The following is a 19,196-nucleotide window of genomic DNA, read 5'->3' on the forward strand; positions in this document are numbered from 1 at the left end:
TCAATAGGTCAACCCTAATTGGAAATGAGATACTTTTGCGCTCTCATTTTAATAACAAACAGATTAATTAACGAACAGAATCATGAAGAAGATTTTTTACTTAATGTTGGTAGCCCTTACTATGGGTATGTTCACCGCTTGCGACGACGATGATGAGAATACCCCTCAAATCAACAACCCGGAACCCAAGGAACAATGGGGCAAGACGCTCCGGGGCGACAATCAAACCCTACTGGCCTTTCCTGATATCTATGCCGATTATTGGGAATACACCTATTCTTACAAAGATAATCCAAACATCGGCCTTCGTCTGACTGGAAAGTTCCCGAAGTCACGCTTCTTCAATTTCACGGTTTATAACGACGAGACCCAAATAGACGTATCCAGCATTGAAGACGTAAATATCCAACCCGATGACAGCTCCATCAACCCCTATGTAAAGGAAACAGACGACTACGGAGCAAATGGCTATACGATTTACATCATTCCCGCTAACACCCCCGCCAGCGCACGTGCCTCGATGAAGAACATATGCGAGTTTCCGGAAGATGTCAATATGGTCTCCATTTTCATGCGTCTTTACTTGGCGAAACAATATAGCGGCGATGAGTATGGCGGCGTGGACATGCCTGCTATCCAAGCTTTCGATGTGACTACAGGTGAGGAAGTAGATTTCCCGAAGCGTGAGGTCTGCAACATCCACGAATCGTTGAACTTGCCGCCGATGGATTTCTCCGCCGACCTGCCGCAACTCCCGTTCATGCGTGCCCCGCTGAGCCTAATGTACCCGAACAGCCCGGCAGAATACCTATTCGCCCGCATCAAACTGAACGAAGGGGAGGTAGCAACTTTCCGTTTCATCCCTCCTACGGCTCCTAAAAGCGTAAGCGAATACGCCACCGCCGATGTACGATACTGGTCCATATGCCTTGGGTCAGCCGAGACCTACTCGTATGCCTCTATTTACGACAAAGAAATGCCTAAAGTGGACAAGGAAGGTTTCGTAACCTTTATCATAGCGGACGCCAACTCCGCCAAACTGCCCGATCTCCAAGCGAAGGCGGAAGCCAACGACGGTACATATATACTGACTTGGAACCGTAAGGAGCAAGGAGATGGAATCCTTGCCTTATACCGCAACATGGTGATCAACGAGAATTATCCACATTCCATGCGCAAGTTGATGGAGTCCGTTCCTCTAGCGGCCGCCGGCGGCGATATGAGCGGTTTCAACCCGATGAAGATGATCGCCATGCTCGCTATGGGCAACTGGGGACCGCAAGGCTATAAATTCAGCGAGGACGATTTCTTGAGCGATAGCTTCAATTACGCCAATATCCGAAGAATGAAATAAACCAATAGACATATCGTATTTTCAAGTCCCCTCGTATCCGGTCTTAACCGGAACAAGGGGACTTCCTTTTCACACTCTTATCATAAACCATGGAATTTAGATTCCTTATAGACGGGCGGTAATATAATCGATGATCTGCAGACAAAGGTTTGTGGTCTGCTCGTTCACGTCCAGCTCCGGATTCAGCTCTACCAAATCCATCGACTTAACCAGATTCGTAGACAACATATGATCCACGAAGTTATTAAACTCATCCGGCATCAGTCCCTCACACACACGAGTTCCCGTGCCCGGAGCGAAACGGGGGTCTATGCTATCCACGTCTATGCTGAAATGCACGTTGCGGATCTTCCGTTCCTTCAATTTCCGCTTGATGTCCTCAGCTACGAAGCCGATGCCTTTCAGATGGATCGTCTCCATCGTATAGACACTCAGCTTCTCCCGCTCGATCAAATCCCACTCGCCCTCATCCAGACTGCGGGTCCCGACCAAGAATACGTTCTGCGGATTCACCTTATTCCCGGGAGCGTAGATATTCACCAGTTCCTCGCTTCCCATCCCCATCAACGCACTCAGAGGCATCCCGTGGATATTACCACTGGGAGAAGTCTCGCTGGTATTGATATCCCCATGAGCGTCCAGCCAGATAATACCGAAATCATCATAACATTTACCCACGCCCGAGGCGCTACCTAAACCCAGCGAATGATCCCCGCCAATCACCAAGGGGAACGCTCCTCCACGCAATGTATCATAAACCAACTCCGCCAGATTCGTATTCACCTCCACGATCGCATCCAGATATTTCATGCTGTTACCCCGTACGAACTTATCCGCCTCGCTAACAGGGGGTACATACAAATTACCCAAGTCAAAGGCTTTATGCCCGTTCTTCCGGATCACCCCCATCAATCCCCGTTCCCGAAGGTGGTTCGGGGCACGCTCTACGCCAGCCCGGTCACATCCCAGATTCAAGGGAACACCTATTACATTTATCTTCATACACTAGAATTTAGCGAACGTATCTCGTATAATGCCAATCGCTTCCATCATTTGCTCCTCAGTAATCACCAAAGGAGGCGTGAAGCGGATGATATGATCGTGGGTAGGCTTGGCTATCAAGCCGTTTTCCTTCAACGCCAAACAGATGTCCCATGCCGTCTTCCCATCTTTAGGTTCCGTCACGACAGCGTTCAACAAGCCCTTACCCCGTACTTTCTTTATCATAGGATTATTAATCCGCTCCATCTCACCACGGAACAGCTCACCCATCTTAAACGCATTCTCCGACAAATGCTCGTCACGTACCACCTCCAAGGCGGCGATAGCGACTTTCGCCGCCAACGGATTTCCACCATACGTAGAACCGTGCTCTCCCGGAGCGATCGTAAGCATGATCTCATCGTCCGCCAATACCGCCGAGACCGGACTGACCCCACCGGACAACGCCTTTCCCAAGATCAAGATGTCCGGACGAATCCCCTCGTAATCACAAGCCAATAACTTACCGGTACGACCGATACCTGTCTGTATCTCATCCGCGATAAACAACACATTATGCTGATGGCAAAGATCATAGCAAGCCCGCAGATAACCATCGCCGGGCACCACGACCCCGGCCTCACCTTGGATCGGTTCCACCAAGAAGCCTACTACATCGGGATCTTTCAAGGCCTCGGCCAAGGCATCCACCTTATTATAGGGTATCTTTATAAATCCGGGCGTATAAGGGCCGAAATCGGCGTAGGAACTAGGATCGGTGCTCATGGAGATAATCGTGATCGTACGTCCGTGGAAATTCTCGCTACAAACCACGATCTTCGCACGCTCCGGAGCGACCCCTTTCCGACGGTATCCCCAACGGCGGCAAAGCTTCAAAGCCGTCTCTACCGCCTCGGCCCCCGTATTCATCGGCAAGAGCTTATCATATCCGAAAAACTTACAGGTAAATTCCATGTACTCACCCAGTATATCCGCATGAAAAGCACGGGATACGAGCGTAAGCTTCTCCGCCTGCTCCATCAGGGCCTTCACGATCTTAGGATGGCAATGTCCTTGGCTCAAGGCAGAATAGCCAGACAAGAAATCAAAATAACGTTTTCCTTCCACGTCCCACACGAACACGCCTTCGCCTCTTCTGAGAACGACCGGCAGAGGATGGTAGTTGTGGGCACCATACTTCTCCTCTCTGGTAATGTAATCTTCCGGTTTCATACTATAATTGAGTTTAAATGACTAGCATATTGTAAGCGTTTACATCGGGATAGCTCAAAGATAAGCATTTGCGGCTAACCAATTGATTACGGGTATGTATGTTAAGAAACATATCCACAAAAAAGAAGGGATGCCCCGCTCTCCCCAAGGAGAAACAAGGGCATCCCTCTCACGTCAAACAAACAACGCTTAGTTCCGTATCCGTACCTTATAGGTCTGGTCGGCTATCCGGACAAGATAGACTCCCGCGGGAAGAGCGTGTCTTGTCTCGCCGGGAACGACCGCAAACCGGGCACGACTAGCACCCGACAGGCCGACAACCCATGCCTCAGCCGGACGATCCGCACGGATATGGAGGGCGTTGGCAGAGGTCCAAACCGCTATGCCTCCCTCTACCGAGGCATTCGATGTCGGGACATCCGGGGTATCCGGGGTGTCGGGTGTGTCAGGATAATCGGGATCCACCGGCCCAGATTTGGGCGTATAGCTTACCACGAACGGGCTGAAGCTGGCAACGGAGATCTCCATATAATCATCCTCTAATGTCAAATTGTTATTACCCTCGGAATACACGTCTACCACGCCGTCCGAGCGGAGGTGGATAATCACGATATCATGTTGGGTTTTATTTACGCCTTCCGGATACGGGATACGTACCGTCACGATATCGGAGGGCTGCACGGGAGTTACGGCGGTAGTGGTGGATGCGTCGGTAGCGGAAATCGTGGTCGTCACCTTAACCAAGGTCACTTCCATCACGATCTTCGGGGCATCAGGAGCGATACCCGCATCTTGGGCGGCAGCTTTCGCTTTCTCTTCAATCTCAGCCTTTTTCGCTGGGTCTTCTATATCTTCCTTCACCAAGCGGAGGCTGGAGAGTTCCGTATCCGATGGCAGGGATACGGCATCGGGGATGATCACGATCGGGTTATCATCCGTTGGAACATTCGTTCCCTCCTGCCCTTCCTTTTCCTTGGGAACGGCCGGCGTACCGATCGTAGCGATCTCTTCCGGAGTCACGGAAGATTCCTGCGTAAAGGCAGCGGTTATCGTCAAGTCGTCGGTACCGGAGACGGTAATATTCCCAGATGCTAGCGGGTCATCATTCACTTTGTAACTCACGAATTCGTACTTTGGCAAGGCCGTATGTGCCAAGCTCAACTCAGTACCAACGGGTACGGCATCGCCGGATTTCACGCTCACTTCCTTACCCTCTTTTGTATAAGAAACGGAGATCGTACCGCCTTCCGGCTGCAGGATCTTGACGTAATATTCCGACTCGAGAAGTACCGTGAAGTTTACCTCATACGTACGCTTGGTCTGTCCATCCTCGGCGGTAACGACCAAGGTAGCCTTGGCCGATCCACTCTCGAGCGATACGGTAGCCGTGAACGATCCTGTCGGTTCTACGGAAACAGGCGATCCATTCACGAGCAGCTCAGCCTTCGCATCGACCAGCTGGCCGGATAAGGTGAGGGTAGCCGATTTCTGCGTGGAATTTGGGAGCAGCACCTCATATTTCATCGTAGAGGCAAGAAAACCGGGAAGCGGGGTAACCTCCCCACTTCCTTCCTTATACGATAGGGAACTCAAACGGGCTTCCGAGGACAGAGCCACGAGGATAGGCTCAAATTTCACCTCAGCCTCCACCGTATAGGCCGGCATCAAGAAGTAGGTCGTACCATCTTTCTCTTTCTGCAACGGAACAGTATTGGTTTTATCCCCGACCTTCCCGGATACCTTCAAGGAGCCGAACACCATTTGGTAGCCTTTGTTGGGGGTGGCGGCAATCGTCACCTTCGTACCGGAGGCGACCTCGCCGCCGGAAACAATCGAACTACCCGGAGCATCGGCGGTACTCAAGGTAAGCGTACCGTTCGCCGGGTTGGCGAAGGTGACGGTGGACTGGATCTTCTCGTACTCCACCTCTACCGTGACCGGGAAGTCCGGCATGGTGAAGGTGTAGAGGTAGGCGATACCGCTACTGGCATCGGGCTTAAACGTAGCCGGTACCGTTTCGGAGGGCGTACCCGTGCGGTAAACCTTCGGGTAACCGGAAGCCATTCGGTAGCCGTCGGCGGGGGTGACGGTAATCGTCACCTCGGTGCCGGAATGCAAGGTCGTAGGGGATGTGAGGGTCTCACCGTCCGCCGAGATCGATAAGGAGGCAGATCCTTCCGCGGGAGCCTCGAAAGTCAACATGAAAGGAAGAGCGGGGTAGTCGGGACGGGCCTTCGTCTCGATCCCTTCCTGCGCCCGGGCGGTCATCGAGAAGACCGCCAGCAGGCATACGAGCCATAAACTAGTATATTGTTTCATATCAAAGCGCTATTTTATAAGTGATGTTATTGATTCGAACCATGTAAATACCGGAAGGCAAAGCCAAGCGGGTATCGCCGGGGGCGATAGAGGCGGCGTAGACGGTACGTCCGTCGGAGCGTACCACGGTAAGCGCGGCGGCCTCCCCGGAATAGACATGCAGCGCACCGTCGGCGGCCCAGATACGGACAGCGGCGGTAGCGGTAGCGATCTCGTTGGCGGTCACCACGGAGCCATCGCACACACCCACGCTACGAACCAGCGAGCGGGTGACGGCATTGGCGGTGATGTATGCCTCGAAAGGCTTCAGCACATAATCCGCCTCCTGAAGGTCGAAGCGGGTACCCTCGGCATTGAGCACGTAGATACCACGGAGCGTAAGGTTGGCGAGATTCGGGTTCGTCCGGAAGAGGAACACGCCGTTCTCGAGGGCATCGCCGGAAGCGACCGTAGCCGTAGCCGGTATCTCGATCGGCGCGTCGGAGGCTGTTTGGCTAAAGGTTACCCGAGTCAAGGCTGCGTCGGCGGCCAACAGATAGGGGCTACCGGCGGTGAGATCGACCCTTTTCCCGTAAAGGACAGAGACCTCTTCCCAACCTTGGGCAACGGCCTCCTTAGCGGTGTAGCCGGTGGCGGCATAAAGGATTAGCCCACTACCATATTCCGCAGAGGCTGTCAATTCGATAGGGCTACCGAAGGTCGTCCATTTGTTATTCAGCGAACGGTTGGTTTTGAAAGTCTTGGACACCTTCAGCGCATTCGTTGTCACGACCTGCGCACCCTCCTCCAATGTCAACTCAAAGACGGACGCATTCTCGCTATCGACGGTAAGCACGCCATCGGATTTAACGATGACACTCTGTGACAGGCCGGCCTCGGAGAGATTCTGATTGCCGGAGATCTCGACCTCTTTCCAATCACTCACCTCCGTAAAGGTCGTTACCCTACCATCCGCCTCGGGAGCAGGGAAGCGATCGATTGCCGTGCCTTCGCTATCGAAGCCTTTCTGCGGGATAAACGTACTAGCTTTCATCTCCCAGAGCTTATACTCCTCGCCCGCCGTAACGGTAGTGGCTAAGGTCTTGTTGTAGCGTTTTACTTCGATGGGCTGGGATGAGCGAGGCAGAAACCTTATCGTAGCGCCAGCATCTCCCGCCTCATCCGTGAACAGACATTCCATCCAAGCATTGGTAAGGGTACCGGTGTTATGGATAGCGGTGTGGGCACAATGGAAAGTGGTATAGCCATTTACCGGATCAAGCACGCTGAAGGTGCCAGAGTTATCGAGGCAGTAATGCATATCGGACGAGCTGCTGTTTTCAATGCGGAAGCTGCTGCCCGACAGCCTCAAGGTGCCCTTATTGATCAAGGTAGAGGCACCGGACGAGCCGAGGATCGAACCGGTCTGCGCAATTGTCAGATCGCAACCTTCGTTGACGGTCAAGGCAGCACCGTCGGTCGGGCGTATCGTTACGTAATTCAACGTCAGCGTCGGGTTGCCGGTAGCGGTGGCGACGATGAGCTTGTTGGCGGAAGGGCCTGGGGGTGACGATATTTTGCCGTTGAAACGGGTCTCCGTTCCGGCTCCCTTTTTATAACTCCATTTGTTGTTGGAGTAGAAGAGCATGAAGGTCATCGTATCGCAAGAAGACAAGGGCAGTGACAACAAGGACCTCAGATAGGAGGCAGACGACAAGCCGGACTGGCCGGGGATAATAGTACTCGCGTAAGCTGTAGGCAGACCGTCAGCGCCATAGCCGGCAATAGCTTTCAGTTGCGGGAGCAGGCCGTTCTCGGCGGTACCGATGGCGGTGAAGGCTTGTGTATTTTCGGGGCCTGCCCAAGCGGCGATCTCGGCGGCGACATCATCGAGGTAAGTGTCGGCACCGTTTGCCTTATCGCTACCTATGTTATCGGTAGGGACGGCTGGCGTATTATCTCCTATCGTCAGTTGGATCATGGTGCTGGCGTAGTTGTCGAGAAGGGTAACTTTATTAGTAGGTGAATCAGATCCGAGAATCCGACCGGCCTGTTTATCCGACGTATTTCCTAAGGCTTTCACGCCGGCGGTAGTTAAGGCGAGGCAATTCTTTATCGTTATATTAATGTTTCCAGCAAAAGCTTGCCCCACAATACCACCTGCGGCAGCTATCCGGCTGTCGCTGTTTGATCCTGCAGAAACAGCGCCTGTGGCAAAACAAGATTCAATCGTCGTTTTCTCAGATAGTCCGGCAATGCCGCCGGAATAAGCATTAGCAGCGGAAGATTTAGCGATTATCCACCCTGTCGAATAGCAGTGCGATATGCTACAATTACCGCTACTATAGGCTCCGATACCGCCCGCATACGCGGCATCGCTAGAACCAGAACCGGTAGCAGTAACACGGATATCCTCCGTATTGAAGCAGGAAACGATAGAAGAGCCATTATTAGTCGCTACGATTCCACCACCACGACCCATCTTTCCGGTCATAGTGACAGCTCCCCTGTTTGAACAAGCGCTAATCACCGAACCTTCAGAGTAACCGGCAATTCCACCGAGAGACCCAGAATTGCCGGTCACAGAAAAACTAACCTTGCATTGATTATGGCAATTGATGATTTTTCCATTCTTTACATAACCTGCCACGCAGCCAAGATAGTAAGCGGTGTCTTGAGCATTAGCAATAGTTGTCAAATTAATATTGTCAGATCCTGCCATCGTCAGATTCCGCACGGTCGCTCCATACAGATAACCGAAAAGGCCGATATAGTAAAACGAGGCCGAGGAGATCGTCATTCCGGTAATCGTATGGCCGCCACCATCGAAGGTGCCTTGAAAGTAGTAACGTGCATCGAAGCCTTTATAAGTCCCTATCGGTATCCAATTAGCCTCGAAGCCGCTCGCCACGCCTTGGGCAGGTTTCGCCAGCGAGATATCGTCCGCAAGCGTAACCGTACAGTCCTTGAAGCCCTCGGAGGCGGGATAGGAATCAGTATAGGTTTTATCGGCATCGGCGATTGTCTTCCCGTTATTCGTCACCCAAGCGATCCACGCGAGGCCGCAGGCGGTCTTGACGGTGTAGGTAGTGCCGGAGACGGCGACATCGGTGCCAGTCGGGCCGACATTGGCTAATTTGGCGTACTCGGGCCAGTCGGCGGGGAGAGTCGTCATGCCTGAGAAGGAGACTAATTTATCTTCCGTTGCCGTAAAGACGGTTGTTCCTTTCGAATCCATCAGTTGTTCGTTGCCCAGCCAAAGGGTGTAGCCGGTGTTCTTTGTGACGTTGATGGCGAAACCCTTCTTTTTACCGTCGGTGGTGAATTGGATAACGGGATCGAACGATTGGCCGCTGGCGTCTTTCACCTCGAGCGTCTGGCCACTCGTTGGGGCGGTGGCGAACTGCCATTGGAGGAAGGGGGATTTCACTCTAGAGCTTCCATAAATTGCGTCTCCATCTTTATCTTCCGAAGAAACCGTTACTTTCGCATCTTCGGTAGCCGAGAAAGCACCCCAATTGTCTAGAAACACAGCAACAGCTTCCGCCGTGACAGTTATCTTGCCTTTGATGGTGGTATTTATAGCAGAACTAGTAGAGTACAGATATATTCCATATGATCCAGTTCCTTCCGCGGCGATATTCAATCCGGCGGTGCCACCATCCAGAAGCAGGATGCATCCTTGGTAGTTATTAATCACATCCTTTTTCGCTTTCAGGTTACTGGCAGAGTTGCCTGTCGCTTGGATACAGAACGGTTTACTGCCCTCCAGATAAAATAATGAGCCGTCGGCAGTAGTGGAGGTCAGGTTTAGCCCATCCAATTTTAGGATCGGGTAGCTGTCAAGATTATTCGCGTCGGCTATCGCTTTCTCGCTTTTGATATTGATCGCGCCCTGCTGCCAGTTTGCGTTCGTGCCCGTCAGCGTACCGGAGAACTCGGTGTCGGTGCCATTAGTCCCGATCTTGTAAAACCAAGCGTAATCGGTCGAGCCGGCGGTTTTCGGTTTATAGGTGAGGGTTAGTTTATCAGTAATACTAGTACTAGCCACGTCAAGCGGCTGTGGCTGCGCTTGCGCTCCTGCCATTGCCGGCCCCCATAGGGCCAGCGTCAGGATACAGAACATCCGCACGGCGGCCCGGAGGGAGAGCCGCGCGGATATCTTTCTAGAAAGATAAAATTCGTTCATATGGATTCGATTTTAAGTGTTTGACAATTTGCTAGGCTCAGATCTCGTCCGGGCTCTCGCTATCGCCGCCGGGGTTCTCGGGGTCGGGCGCAGGGTCGGGTGTGGGATAAGGCTTGTCGTCGGACTTGGAGGGGCTGGTGGGGCCTCCCTTGGCGGCGATGAGGTTCTTATACTTGCGGAAGATCTGGTTCACGGTGTCGATGAAGGCGTTGATGGCCTCGGTAGGCTCAAGTACGGCGTAGGCGTTGACACGCTGGATGATGAGGTCGAGGGTCTCGTCGGTCGCCTTGCGGGCCTTGGTGGTATCGGTCTTCACACGGGCGGAGTACTCGTCGGTGCGGGTGATGTCGAGAGCCTTGTAGGCATCGTTCAAGGTTTTCAACTGGGCCACGTAGGTGTCGAGGTGGAGGGTCTTGAGGGCTTCCGATACGTCAGCCTTGGCGAGGTCGAGCAGCAGGCCGTCGATCAGGGCGGTCTCCTCGGCGTAGGCCTTGGCGTAGATATTGTCGTAGGCCCGCAGCACGCTGTCTACCAGCAGGGCGGGGGTACGCAGGGTCTCGTCGGGGCATACCTTATAGGAGCCGTTCATGGAGTAGATGAACTGGAGGGTCTTGTCACGCTCCTTGTCTTTCGCCTCCAGCTGGGCGGTGGAGGCGCTCTTGGTGACGCGGTTCACGCACTCCGCCTCCCGGTCGATGCATTCCTTGTAACCCGGGGCGAGGGCCTCCAGATGGAGGGCGGCCACGGTCGTATCCAAGATACGGGCGTAGATCTCGTTGTTCATGTTCATGTGGCCGGCGTTGGTCAATGCGGTCTTCGATACCGATCCGATTTGTTTCGCTAAACTCATACTGTTTGTTGTTTTTTCGTTAATACTTTCCTCTTGTCCACAGACGTAAGGTTTCCTACAAATGCAGGATAATCCCTTTGATAATCATATATTTTTCTATCAAACAATGCCTACGGGTGTCGAAATCTCTCCCGAGGCCCCGGAAAGGGCCGCTACGATCGTAGGGATCGCTCCGGAGGTCTCGGGAGGGACCGCTACGGCTGTCGGCATCGCTCCGGAGGCCTCGGGAGGGATGGCTACGGTCGTAGGGATCGTTTCCGAGGCATTTCGCTAGTCCGTCGCTTTCGTAAACCGGATCGGCCAGTCCAATGCCTTGGTGGTGTAGACCGGGAAGATCCATTGCTTATGGTTGGTCGCCTTGTTCCGGCCGAACCAGCTGTCGCCCTCGTTGAGGTCGTTCTCTTGGTCCACCCCGAAGCGGTACGGCGGGTTCTCGCTCTTCAATTTATACTCCTTGCTTCCCCAATAGGCCGGGAATTGCTCGTCGATGGAGTAAGGAAGCGTCATGTCGGTACCGGGCGAGGTGGCGATCACGTAGTATAGGTCATCGCTCTTCCCCTTGCGGGCGATGCCCACGCCGGTGACCGGTTCCTTATGGCTGTCGTCGGGCGAGAACTTCAAGCAAACGTAATGGTTATCGATCGCGTCCCACATCATTCCCGATTCGGCGTCCTGCCCCCGCGGTTCGAAGCCGTGCTTGCGGGCGTCGTCCTCCTTCATGAAGCGCATGTGGTAGATGGGGCGGCACTCGTCCTTGAAGTCGAGGGCTACCCACCAGAGCTGGTCGGCGTTATCCCCCACGTCGAGGTACTCGTGGGCCGAGGTATCGAGCATCTTGCCGATCCGCGAGTCGTTCGGTCCCTTGGTATTCAGCACCAGCGGGCTGTAGATGCGCTCCTTGCCGTCCGGCCCGGTGAAGACGCGTTGTCCGGCGGGATCCCCGTGATTGTCCTTCCCGGTACGCATCATGAAGTCGGCCAGGATCAGCTGCGGTTTCTTGGCCAGCTTCGAACGAGCCTCCACGTAGGAGTCCAGATATTTCTTCAGCGCGTCTTGCCGCGCGTAGTTCTTCGTCAGGTAATACAGGGGGACCAGGAAGCAACGGGTGGTATCGCCCCTCGGGCCGTAGCTTACGAGGTGGAGGTTGCTGTTCTCGTCGGCGATGGACTTGTCCCAGCTCTCGAAGTCCACGGAGGCGTTGCCGCCGGTGATGATCATGATGCTCTCCTCGGACATATGCTCGTTCAGCTCCGACTTCGTATAGCCGCCCCCGGCGCCGATCTTGCCGCCGTGGGTACCCATCACGCGATAGTAGGTCTGGAGCCAGTTCTCGTTCTCTCCCGCCGGCGACGACGACTTGGCGGAAAGCTCCGCCTCGGCGGCGAACACCGTCTCGTCGTAATAGAGGTTCTCCTTCCGGCTGTAGATATAGGTATAGCTCCCGCCGAAGACACCGCCCACCAGCACGTGGGTGCCGTAGGTGTCGTATAGATCGTAGATGCCCTTCTGCGTGTTGCCGTATCGCTTGTAGAGGTCGCTATTGGTTTCGTTCAGCAAGCGCGAGGCGGTCGTGGTGAGGAACGGCAGGAAGACGTCGGGATTGCTGGCGGAGGTATAGATGGCGGTGGCCATATGCAGCTCCACCATCGGCTTGACATGCACGTCCACGTGATACTCGAAGCGGTTGGACGAGGTCTGGTTATGCTGGAACCGCTGGTCGAAGGAGCCGGAGAAGAGTTTCGACCTCGTAGGCGTAGGAGCGCCTTGGTTCGTGAAGCCGAGGCTGCTCACCGAGATGCCGAGCTCCTGCCACATGTTGTCCACCATCTCCTCGTAGTCCACGCCGGAGCGTTCCCGTCCCCACGACTCGGCGTGGGGGGTCTTCACGAAAGCCTCCGTGCCGTACATCAGGTCGAAATCTAGGAAAGGCTCGCTAGGGGCGGCGAAGATATCGCCCGCCGTGTTCACCGTCTTGCCCACGTTGTGCATATAGCTCGGGGCGTTATCCGACGCTGAGCTTTCCAGCTTGGGTTGCGACACGAGGAAGAGCGTGTCCGTCGCCGCCTCCCCCGACTTGCTGGCGATCCCCCGCAGGGCGATCTTCTCGAGGAAAGGCTTACGCTCCACCTCCTTCTTGAGGTTGAGCACGAGGAAGCGGCTCTCGGCCCCCTGCCTCATCTCCCAATCGAAATACTTGCCGCTGAACTCGAAGTCGCGGATACGATCATCGTGCACCGGGATGGCGATCTCGCCCTCCCACGGATGGATGATGAACAGCCGGTTGCCGTCCGACTCGTCGGAGAGGTTGAACTCCGCCACACGCTGGGGGACGTACACTTCCGTGTCGTCGTCGGAACATCCCGTGAGGAAGGCCGACACCACCAGCGTCAAAATACCGAAAAATAAAGATTCTCTTCTCATACTGATTCTTCTTAGATAAAGGTGTATACTCTATATTATAATGTAGGGAGTTCGCCTCCCCATGACCCTATTCGATCGCCCGTACCCATTCGTCCATGCCCTTGGCGGCCTCCGGCGGCATCTTCTGTTTCAGCCGGTAGCGGGTGGTGTGCAAGCTTCCGATGGAGATAGACATCTTGTCGGCGATCTCCCGGTTGCTCAGGTTCATCTTGATCAGCATGCAAAGCGTTTCCTCCGCCGGCGTGATCCCCGGCACCCGCTCCCTAAGCGTCGGCAGGAAACCCGGATACGATGCCCGGAACGATCGGTGGAACGATCCGTTCCCTTTTCGCTCCGGATCGGCGGGAAGGCACGAGGCCAGCAGGTGCTCCTTCCGTATCGGGCACTCGGCGGCGTGACGCTCCAAGTGTTCCGACAGTACGTCGAACCGCTCGTCGATCCGCCGGCGCAGATGCTTCCATGCGAACACCCAGCAGCCCCCGCAGAGGAGGAGCGCCAGCATCCCGCACATCATCAAAATCCGTAAGTATGACCCTTCCATTACTACTTCGTTTTTGTTTCTCAAAGGAAACCATTCCTATCCTTATACGACGAATTCTTTTTTGAGCAATCCGCTCAACAAGTCCTCAACAACGGCCTTATCCGCACGAAATGCGATCATCAATTTAATTGACACGCCGCTCGGGGCACCGGTGGTACGGACAAGTCAAAGGTACGCCGCCGGGCCTTCGGACGGATAAAAAACCAATAGATGATTCAATCGATTTATCCCCCGGGACACGCTATTTTCCATGAAAAACGGCGTATATTCGCGATAAACCATAAAATCCTACGCAGATGAGAGACATCACGCATTTCCTGCTAGCCACCCTCCTCTCGCTAGCCACCCTCGCTTGCCGGCACGACACGCCTCCCGCGGACGGCTCCCTCTCCCGGCAGCTTCCGCCCGATACCAAGGAGATACTCCGGCAGCTCAACGACCGCGACAACCGGGAGGAGGCCTTGCGCCTCGCCGACAGCCTCGCCGCTCTTCCCCCTTCCGACGACCCGTGGCTAGAGATCCGTATCGCCCAAGCGGTAGCCAACACGCTCTATAAATTCCGCCGCGACCCTTCGGATGCGATCCGTGTGCAAGAAAGGGCCCTCGCCGTCTATCGCCTCCACCCCGATGCCGCCGACGATCCGGCCGACCTGCTCTCTACCCTCGGCCATTATTACCGCCGCAAGGGAATGCGGGAAAAAGAGGTGGAAGTCATACAGGAAGCCATGGACTGGTGCGTAGCCCACCCCGAGAAGCTCAACCGGGGTTTCGTCTACACCTTCGCCGACCTCTCCTCCACCTATAGCGACCTCGGATTGTACGACAAGGCTATGGAGGCCATCTCACGCTCCATCGACTACTCCCTCCAGTTGGATAGTTTTACCATCAGCGACCTCTACCGGATGAAAGCCGGGATATTCTGGGAGCTGGAACAGCACGACTCTACCTTATATTACGCACGGCAGGCCTTAAAGAGAGGGGAGGAGCTGAAAGAGAACGCCTATGTCCTCGCCGCCAAAAACATACTTTACAATTATTACTACGAATATGTGCCCGACTCTATCCCTGCCGCCCTCGAAGGGTACAAGGAATTGATAGAAGAGGAAGAAGCGATCTCCGCGGGGTATCAAGATCTTTTCAAATTCATGCTGGGGGCCTGCCTCGTACGCGACGGAAAGCCGGGAAAAGGCTTCCCCTTGATGGAAGAGGCCTACGCTCTCTACAAGAAATACGAGGCGAACGATATGATGGATTGGACCGGACGGCATTTGCTCAACCTTTACGCCCAACAAAAGAAGGGAGACAAGATGGCCGAGATCTACCCGGAATACAAGGAGATACACGACTCGTTGCAACTGGCGGAGAAACAGCGGTACGCCATTGGTGCCAACGTACGCTACGAGACCGGACGGAAGGAGCAGGAGAATCGGGCCTTATCCGCCGAAGTGGCCTTGAAGGAACGTTCGCTCGTTTATACGCGCGTCATCCTGATCCTAGCCATTTGCCTGCTGACCGGGATCATTGTCTACGCACTCCAACGTCGCCGGCTTCACCAACGTGAGCGGGAGATCCAGCGTCAACGGCTGGATAATCTCCTCGCTACCCAACAAGAACTGAACCGCCGCAATGAGCGACTGAGCGCCGAGCTGGAGCAAGCCGCCCATAACGAGGTGATCGACAGCGTACGCCAGAAGCTCAACCCCTCCTTGCTGAGCGGCGAGGACGAGTTGCGGTTCCGCCAATCCTTCGCTGCCCTGTACCCTCGCTTCCTGCCCGGCTTGCGTAAGGACTTCCCAGAACTGACCAAATCCGACGAACTGCTCTGCATGCTGATCTACCTGAAGCAGAGCACGGACGAGATCTCGTTGGCCTTGGGCATCTCCCGTCCCAGCGTCAACTCCGGACGCAGCCGTATCCGCAAGAAACTTGGATTGCAGAAAGAGGAATCCTTGGACGAATTCCTGCAAAAAAGATAATCCCTCCTTTCCGGCGGCTGCCACCCGAAGGTGGCATGCTCGCCGGAAAGAGGGGATCAAGGGCGGATCAAGTACGAACCGCTACGCATAGCCGATAAAGGCCGCTTATAAAGTTGTCAGATAATTTTTCAGCGGATTGGAGTACATCTCTAAGATCTTCTTACGTAAGAACGCCTCATCCTTGTTCGGAAGGACGATCTTATCCAATTGTCCTTGCAAGTATTCCTCGAATAGCTTCTTATCCTTCGGACCATAATGTTCTTGGAAACGACGAGTGCCGTTCAGTAAGTCATACGCCACGTAATTGCACGGATAGAAACGATAGTTCTTATAGATCTCCCGGTCGATAACGGACGCGATAGCGCTTACCAGCTCATTCTTCTCCATATCCTTGTCCAGTTTAGCCAAGGAATCATTGATCGGGGAAGTAATCGTAAAGTGGACACGACCCTTATTGTTCAAGATACCCGTTTCCATGCTCAATAGATCATCCCGCTGGCATTTCACGAAATCCGGATCATCCCGCTTCATCTGAAATTCTTTCGCCTTCAAGAAATCGCAAGGATCAAACTCGTAGGAGATAGCGACCGGCACGATATTCAAATCCATCAAATTCAACAACAGATTATCCTTATCACCGCCGATACTCAACATTTTTAATACGCTGCCCTGCGTACGATCGTCCGAATCCTTAGCACGTCCCTCACGCTGGGCGATCCATACAGACTCGTTCACATTCTTGATCGCATGATGGATATAGGCGGAAAGCGTCTTGCTGACCTCCAACATCTGACGAACAGAAACGCCACGCTTCACAATAAAACTATTGTTCAAGCGTACCAATGTCTCGATCCACGGACGGATTAAAAGATTGTCGCCGATAGCGACCTGCGTCATACCATACCCCACATCATATAACATGACATTCAAGAAGGAGGCATCCAATACGATATCCCTATGGTTCGAGATAAACGTACAGGCCGCCTTATCTTTCGGCAGACGGCTACGCCCTGAGATAGTAAGCGAGAAAGTAGTATTTTTCGCCACCGTCATTACAGCGTCATAGGCCAGAGTAGATTTAAACTCCTCCTTCGTCTTGCAAGCACGCATGGCAACTGAGAATTCCTCCCAATTCAAATTCGGCTTTATGTAACGTAAAGCCCGCTCGAAATCCTCATTGGCGACCAATTTTTCAATCGCGTCCTTCACCTCACTGTTGTTCAGCGGACGGATGTCGTCGAAATTAGGGGAAACTGTTTCTGTATCCATATCTATTCATTTTGTTTTTCTGTTTTTGAGTTCGTCTTCAATAATGTCTGTCATGACATCCTTTATATCCAATCCCGCCGCACGTACTTGCTGTGGGATAAAGCTGGTAGCCGTCATTCCCGGTGTCGTGTTTATTTCCAGTAAGACAGGCTCCCCGTCTGCCGGAATAATATAATCCACACGAATCAGTCCTTTGGCGCCCAATATATCGTAGATCCTTGATGTCTTGCGCTGTATCAACTCCGTCAACTCGGCGGAGATACGGGCCGGAGTGATCTCGTCCACCTGCCCGTTATACTTTGCGTCGAAATCGAAGAATTCGTTATCCGTAACCACCTCGGTCAAAGGAAAGACAACCTCTTTACCCTCCACCTTATAGCAACCGCATGTCACTTCCGTTCCATCGATAAAGCTCTCAAGAATCACCTCACGTCCTTCCCCAAACGCCTTAGCGATAGCGGGCTGGATAGCGGAGACCTCTTTCACCTTCGTCACGCCAAAACTACTACCCCCATCGTTTGGTTTCACGAAAATAGGCAAACCCAAACGAGTCACGACTTCTTCGTCCGTAATAGTCTCTCCCTTGAATAAATGAATGGATGCGGCAATTTTTACACCAAAGTCTTTCAAGTAATGATTACATACGTATTTATTGAATGTCAAAGCGCTCACCAGCATCCCGCAAGACGAGTAAGGCATACCGATCATATCGAAATATCCTTGTAAACGTCCGTCCTCGCCCGGAGTACCGTGTATCGTTATATAAGCGAAGTCAAAATGCCTCGTCACGCCATTCTCCTTGAAGCTAAAATCATTCTTATCAATTGGTGTATGTTCCCCGCTAGGAAGTATAACCGCCCACTCATCCCTCTTAACGATGGCAATATATAAATTATATTTGTCTTTATCAATAAAAGAGTAGATTCCGTCCGCACTTTTTAATGAAATAACGATCTCGGAGGAATCTCCCCCTGCTACGATAGCGATGTTCTTTTTCATTTTTATAGTTCTTTAGTGTTCGCGTATACACGCCATCTGTCGATCAGCTGCTGCATATCGGAAGGAATCTCGGAATCGAAAAACATCTCCTCTCCCGTAGTAGGATGAACGAACCCCAACGTCTTAGCATGCAAGGCCTGACGTGGACAAATAGCGAAACAGTTTTGCACGAACTGTTTATATTTAGTAAAAGTTGTTCCTTTCAAGATATCATGTCCGCCATACCGCTCATCGTTGAAAAGCGTATGACCGATATATTTCATATGTACACGGATCTGGTGCGTGCGCCCCGTCTCCAGACGACACTCCACCAAGCTCACGTAGCCCAAACGTTCCAACACGGTGTAATGGGTGACGGCAGTCTTGCCTTGATCGCCTTCCGGGAAGACGGTCATTTGCATACGGTCACGAGGATCACGACCGATATTTCCCTCGATACGCCCCTCATCCTCTTGAACGATGCCCCATACCAAGGCACGGTATTTACGTTTGGTTGTCTTGTTGAAGAACTGCAGGCTTAGGTTACTCTTGGCCTCCGGGCGTTTAGCCACCACCAATAAGCCCGACGTATCCTTATCGATACGGTGTACCAAGCCTAAACGAGGATCGGAAGGATCATAATAGGGATCATCCTTCAAATAATAAGCCAAGGCATTCACCAACGTACCGGTATAATTACCGTGACCGGGATGTACGACCAAGCCTGCCGGCTTATTCACCACCAGCAAATCATCGTCCTCATATACTATATTCAAAGGGATATCTTCGGGGATAATCTCCAGTTCCCGGCGTGGGCGATCCATCACGATAGAAACCACATCCAAAGGTTTCACCCGGTAATTACTTTTCACCGGCTTATCGTTCACCAAGATACAACCCGCCTCAGCCGCCAATTGGATGCGGTTACGGGTAGCGCCCATCATACGGTCTACCAAGAACTTATCCACCCGGAGCAGGGATTGCCCCTTGTCCGCTACGAAACGGAAATGCTCATACATCTGGCTCGACGATGTTTCGTCTTCTTCCGGCATCAACAGGTCGTCTACCTGTTCATCATCCATATCGTCCAAAAACTCGTCCATTCC

At 53.2% G+C, this 19,196-nt stretch carries 13 protein-coding genes; 3 read left to right on the forward strand and 10 right to left on the reverse strand.

Annotated features, from left to right (window positions below; translation table 11 throughout):
* Window positions 1–82: 82 nt before the first annotated feature.
* The gene (locus ACESPU_RS12605; protein WP_044544947.1) at window positions 83–1,354 is read left to right on the forward strand and encodes a hypothetical protein; all 1,272 of its coding nucleotides are present in this window, start codon (window positions 83–85) and stop codon (window positions 1,352–1,354) included.
* 105 nt (window positions 1,355–1,459) lie between these two features.
* Here the strand turns inward: ACESPU_RS12605 and rocF are convergent, their stop codons facing one another.
* The 5 genes from rocF to ACESPU_RS12630 all read right to left on the reverse strand — a co-directional run bounded on the left by rocF (window position 1,460) and on the right by ACESPU_RS12630 (window position 10,905).
* Window positions 1,460–2,356, reverse strand: a complete 897-nt coding sequence (gene rocF, locus ACESPU_RS12610) for an arginase (protein ID WP_005861034.1) — start codon at window positions 2,354–2,356, stop codon at window positions 1,460–1,462.
* 3 nt (window positions 2,357–2,359) lie between these two features.
* On the reverse strand, window positions 2,360–3,568 hold the full coding sequence (rocD, locus tag ACESPU_RS12615; RefSeq protein WP_044544513.1) for an ornithine--oxo-acid transaminase: 1,209 nt from the start codon (window positions 3,566–3,568) through the stop codon (window positions 2,360–2,362).
* Between the two features lie 189 nt (window positions 3,569–3,757).
* Complete coding sequence (locus ACESPU_RS12620; protein ID WP_044544514.1) at window positions 3,758–5,887, reverse strand: cadherin-like beta sandwich domain-containing protein; 2,130 nt, start codon at window positions 5,885–5,887, stop codon at window positions 3,758–3,760.
* A 1-nt stretch (window position 5,888) separates the two neighbouring features.
* On the reverse strand, window positions 5,889–10,055 hold the full coding sequence (locus ACESPU_RS12625; protein ID WP_373133402.1) for a hypothetical protein: 4,167 nt from the start codon (window positions 10,053–10,055) through the stop codon (window positions 5,889–5,891).
* A 37-nt stretch (window positions 10,056–10,092) separates the two neighbouring features.
* Window positions 10,093–10,905, reverse strand: a complete 813-nt coding sequence (locus ACESPU_RS12630) for a DUF6261 family protein (RefSeq protein WP_347172378.1) — start codon at window positions 10,903–10,905, stop codon at window positions 10,093–10,095.
* 61 nt (window positions 10,906–10,966) lie between these two features.
* Between ACESPU_RS12630 and ACESPU_RS12635 the strand changes: the two genes are divergently transcribed.
* On the forward strand, window positions 10,967–11,179 hold the full coding sequence (locus tag ACESPU_RS12635; protein WP_147423677.1) for a hypothetical protein: 213 nt from the start codon (window positions 10,967–10,969) through the stop codon (window positions 11,177–11,179).
* On the opposite strand, the gene ACESPU_RS12640 is transcribed toward ACESPU_RS12635, so the two are convergent.
* A complete protein-coding gene (locus ACESPU_RS12640) occupies window positions 11,176–13,326 on the reverse strand; it encodes an MAC/perforin domain-containing protein (protein WP_122382794.1) in 2,151 nt (716 codons plus the stop codon). The two genes, ACESPU_RS12635 and ACESPU_RS12640, sit on opposite strands and share 4 nt — an antisense overlap.
* A 67-nt stretch (window positions 13,327–13,393) precedes the next feature.
* On the reverse strand, window positions 13,394–13,867 hold the full coding sequence (locus ACESPU_RS12645; protein WP_005866615.1) for a helix-turn-helix transcriptional regulator: 474 nt from the start codon (window positions 13,865–13,867) through the stop codon (window positions 13,394–13,396).
* A 461-nt stretch (window positions 13,868–14,328) separates the two neighbouring features.
* Between ACESPU_RS12645 and ACESPU_RS12650 the strand changes: the two genes are divergently transcribed.
* Complete coding sequence (locus ACESPU_RS12650; RefSeq protein ID WP_309431221.1) at window positions 14,329–15,843, forward strand: hypothetical protein; 1,515 nt, start codon at window positions 14,329–14,331, stop codon at window positions 15,841–15,843.
* Window positions 15,844–15,948: 105 nt separating this feature from the next.
* Here ACESPU_RS12650 and ACESPU_RS12655 read toward each other — a convergent pair whose 3' ends face one another.
* Genes ACESPU_RS12655 through ACESPU_RS12665 form a run of 3 tightly spaced genes read right to left on the reverse strand, consistent with a single transcriptional unit; the run spans window position 15,949 to window position 19,193 of the window.
* Window positions 15,949–17,112: a 1-acyl-sn-glycerol-3-phosphate acyltransferase gene (locus tag ACESPU_RS12655; protein ID WP_196008979.1), complete on the reverse strand. Its 1,164-nt coding sequence runs from the start codon at window positions 17,110–17,112 to the stop codon at window positions 15,949–15,951.
* A 6-nt stretch (window positions 17,113–17,118) separates the two neighbouring features.
* The gene (locus tag ACESPU_RS12660) at window positions 17,119–18,111 is read right to left on the reverse strand and encodes a D-alanine--D-alanine ligase (protein ID WP_022191919.1); all 993 of its coding nucleotides are present in this window, start codon (window positions 18,109–18,111) and stop codon (window positions 17,119–17,121) included.
* A gap of 2 nt (window positions 18,112–18,113) precedes the next feature.
* Window positions 18,114–19,193, reverse strand: coding sequence for an RluA family pseudouridine synthase (locus tag ACESPU_RS12665; RefSeq protein WP_005861030.1), 1,080 nt, complete (start codon window positions 19,191–19,193; stop codon window positions 18,114–18,116).
* Between the last annotated feature and the right edge of the window lie 3 nt (window positions 19,194–19,196).

It is taken from the genome of Parabacteroides sp. 20_3 (assembly GCF_964238835.1).
Taxonomy (GTDB): Bacteria; Bacteroidota; Bacteroidia; order Bacteroidales; family Tannerellaceae; genus Parabacteroides; species Parabacteroides distasonis.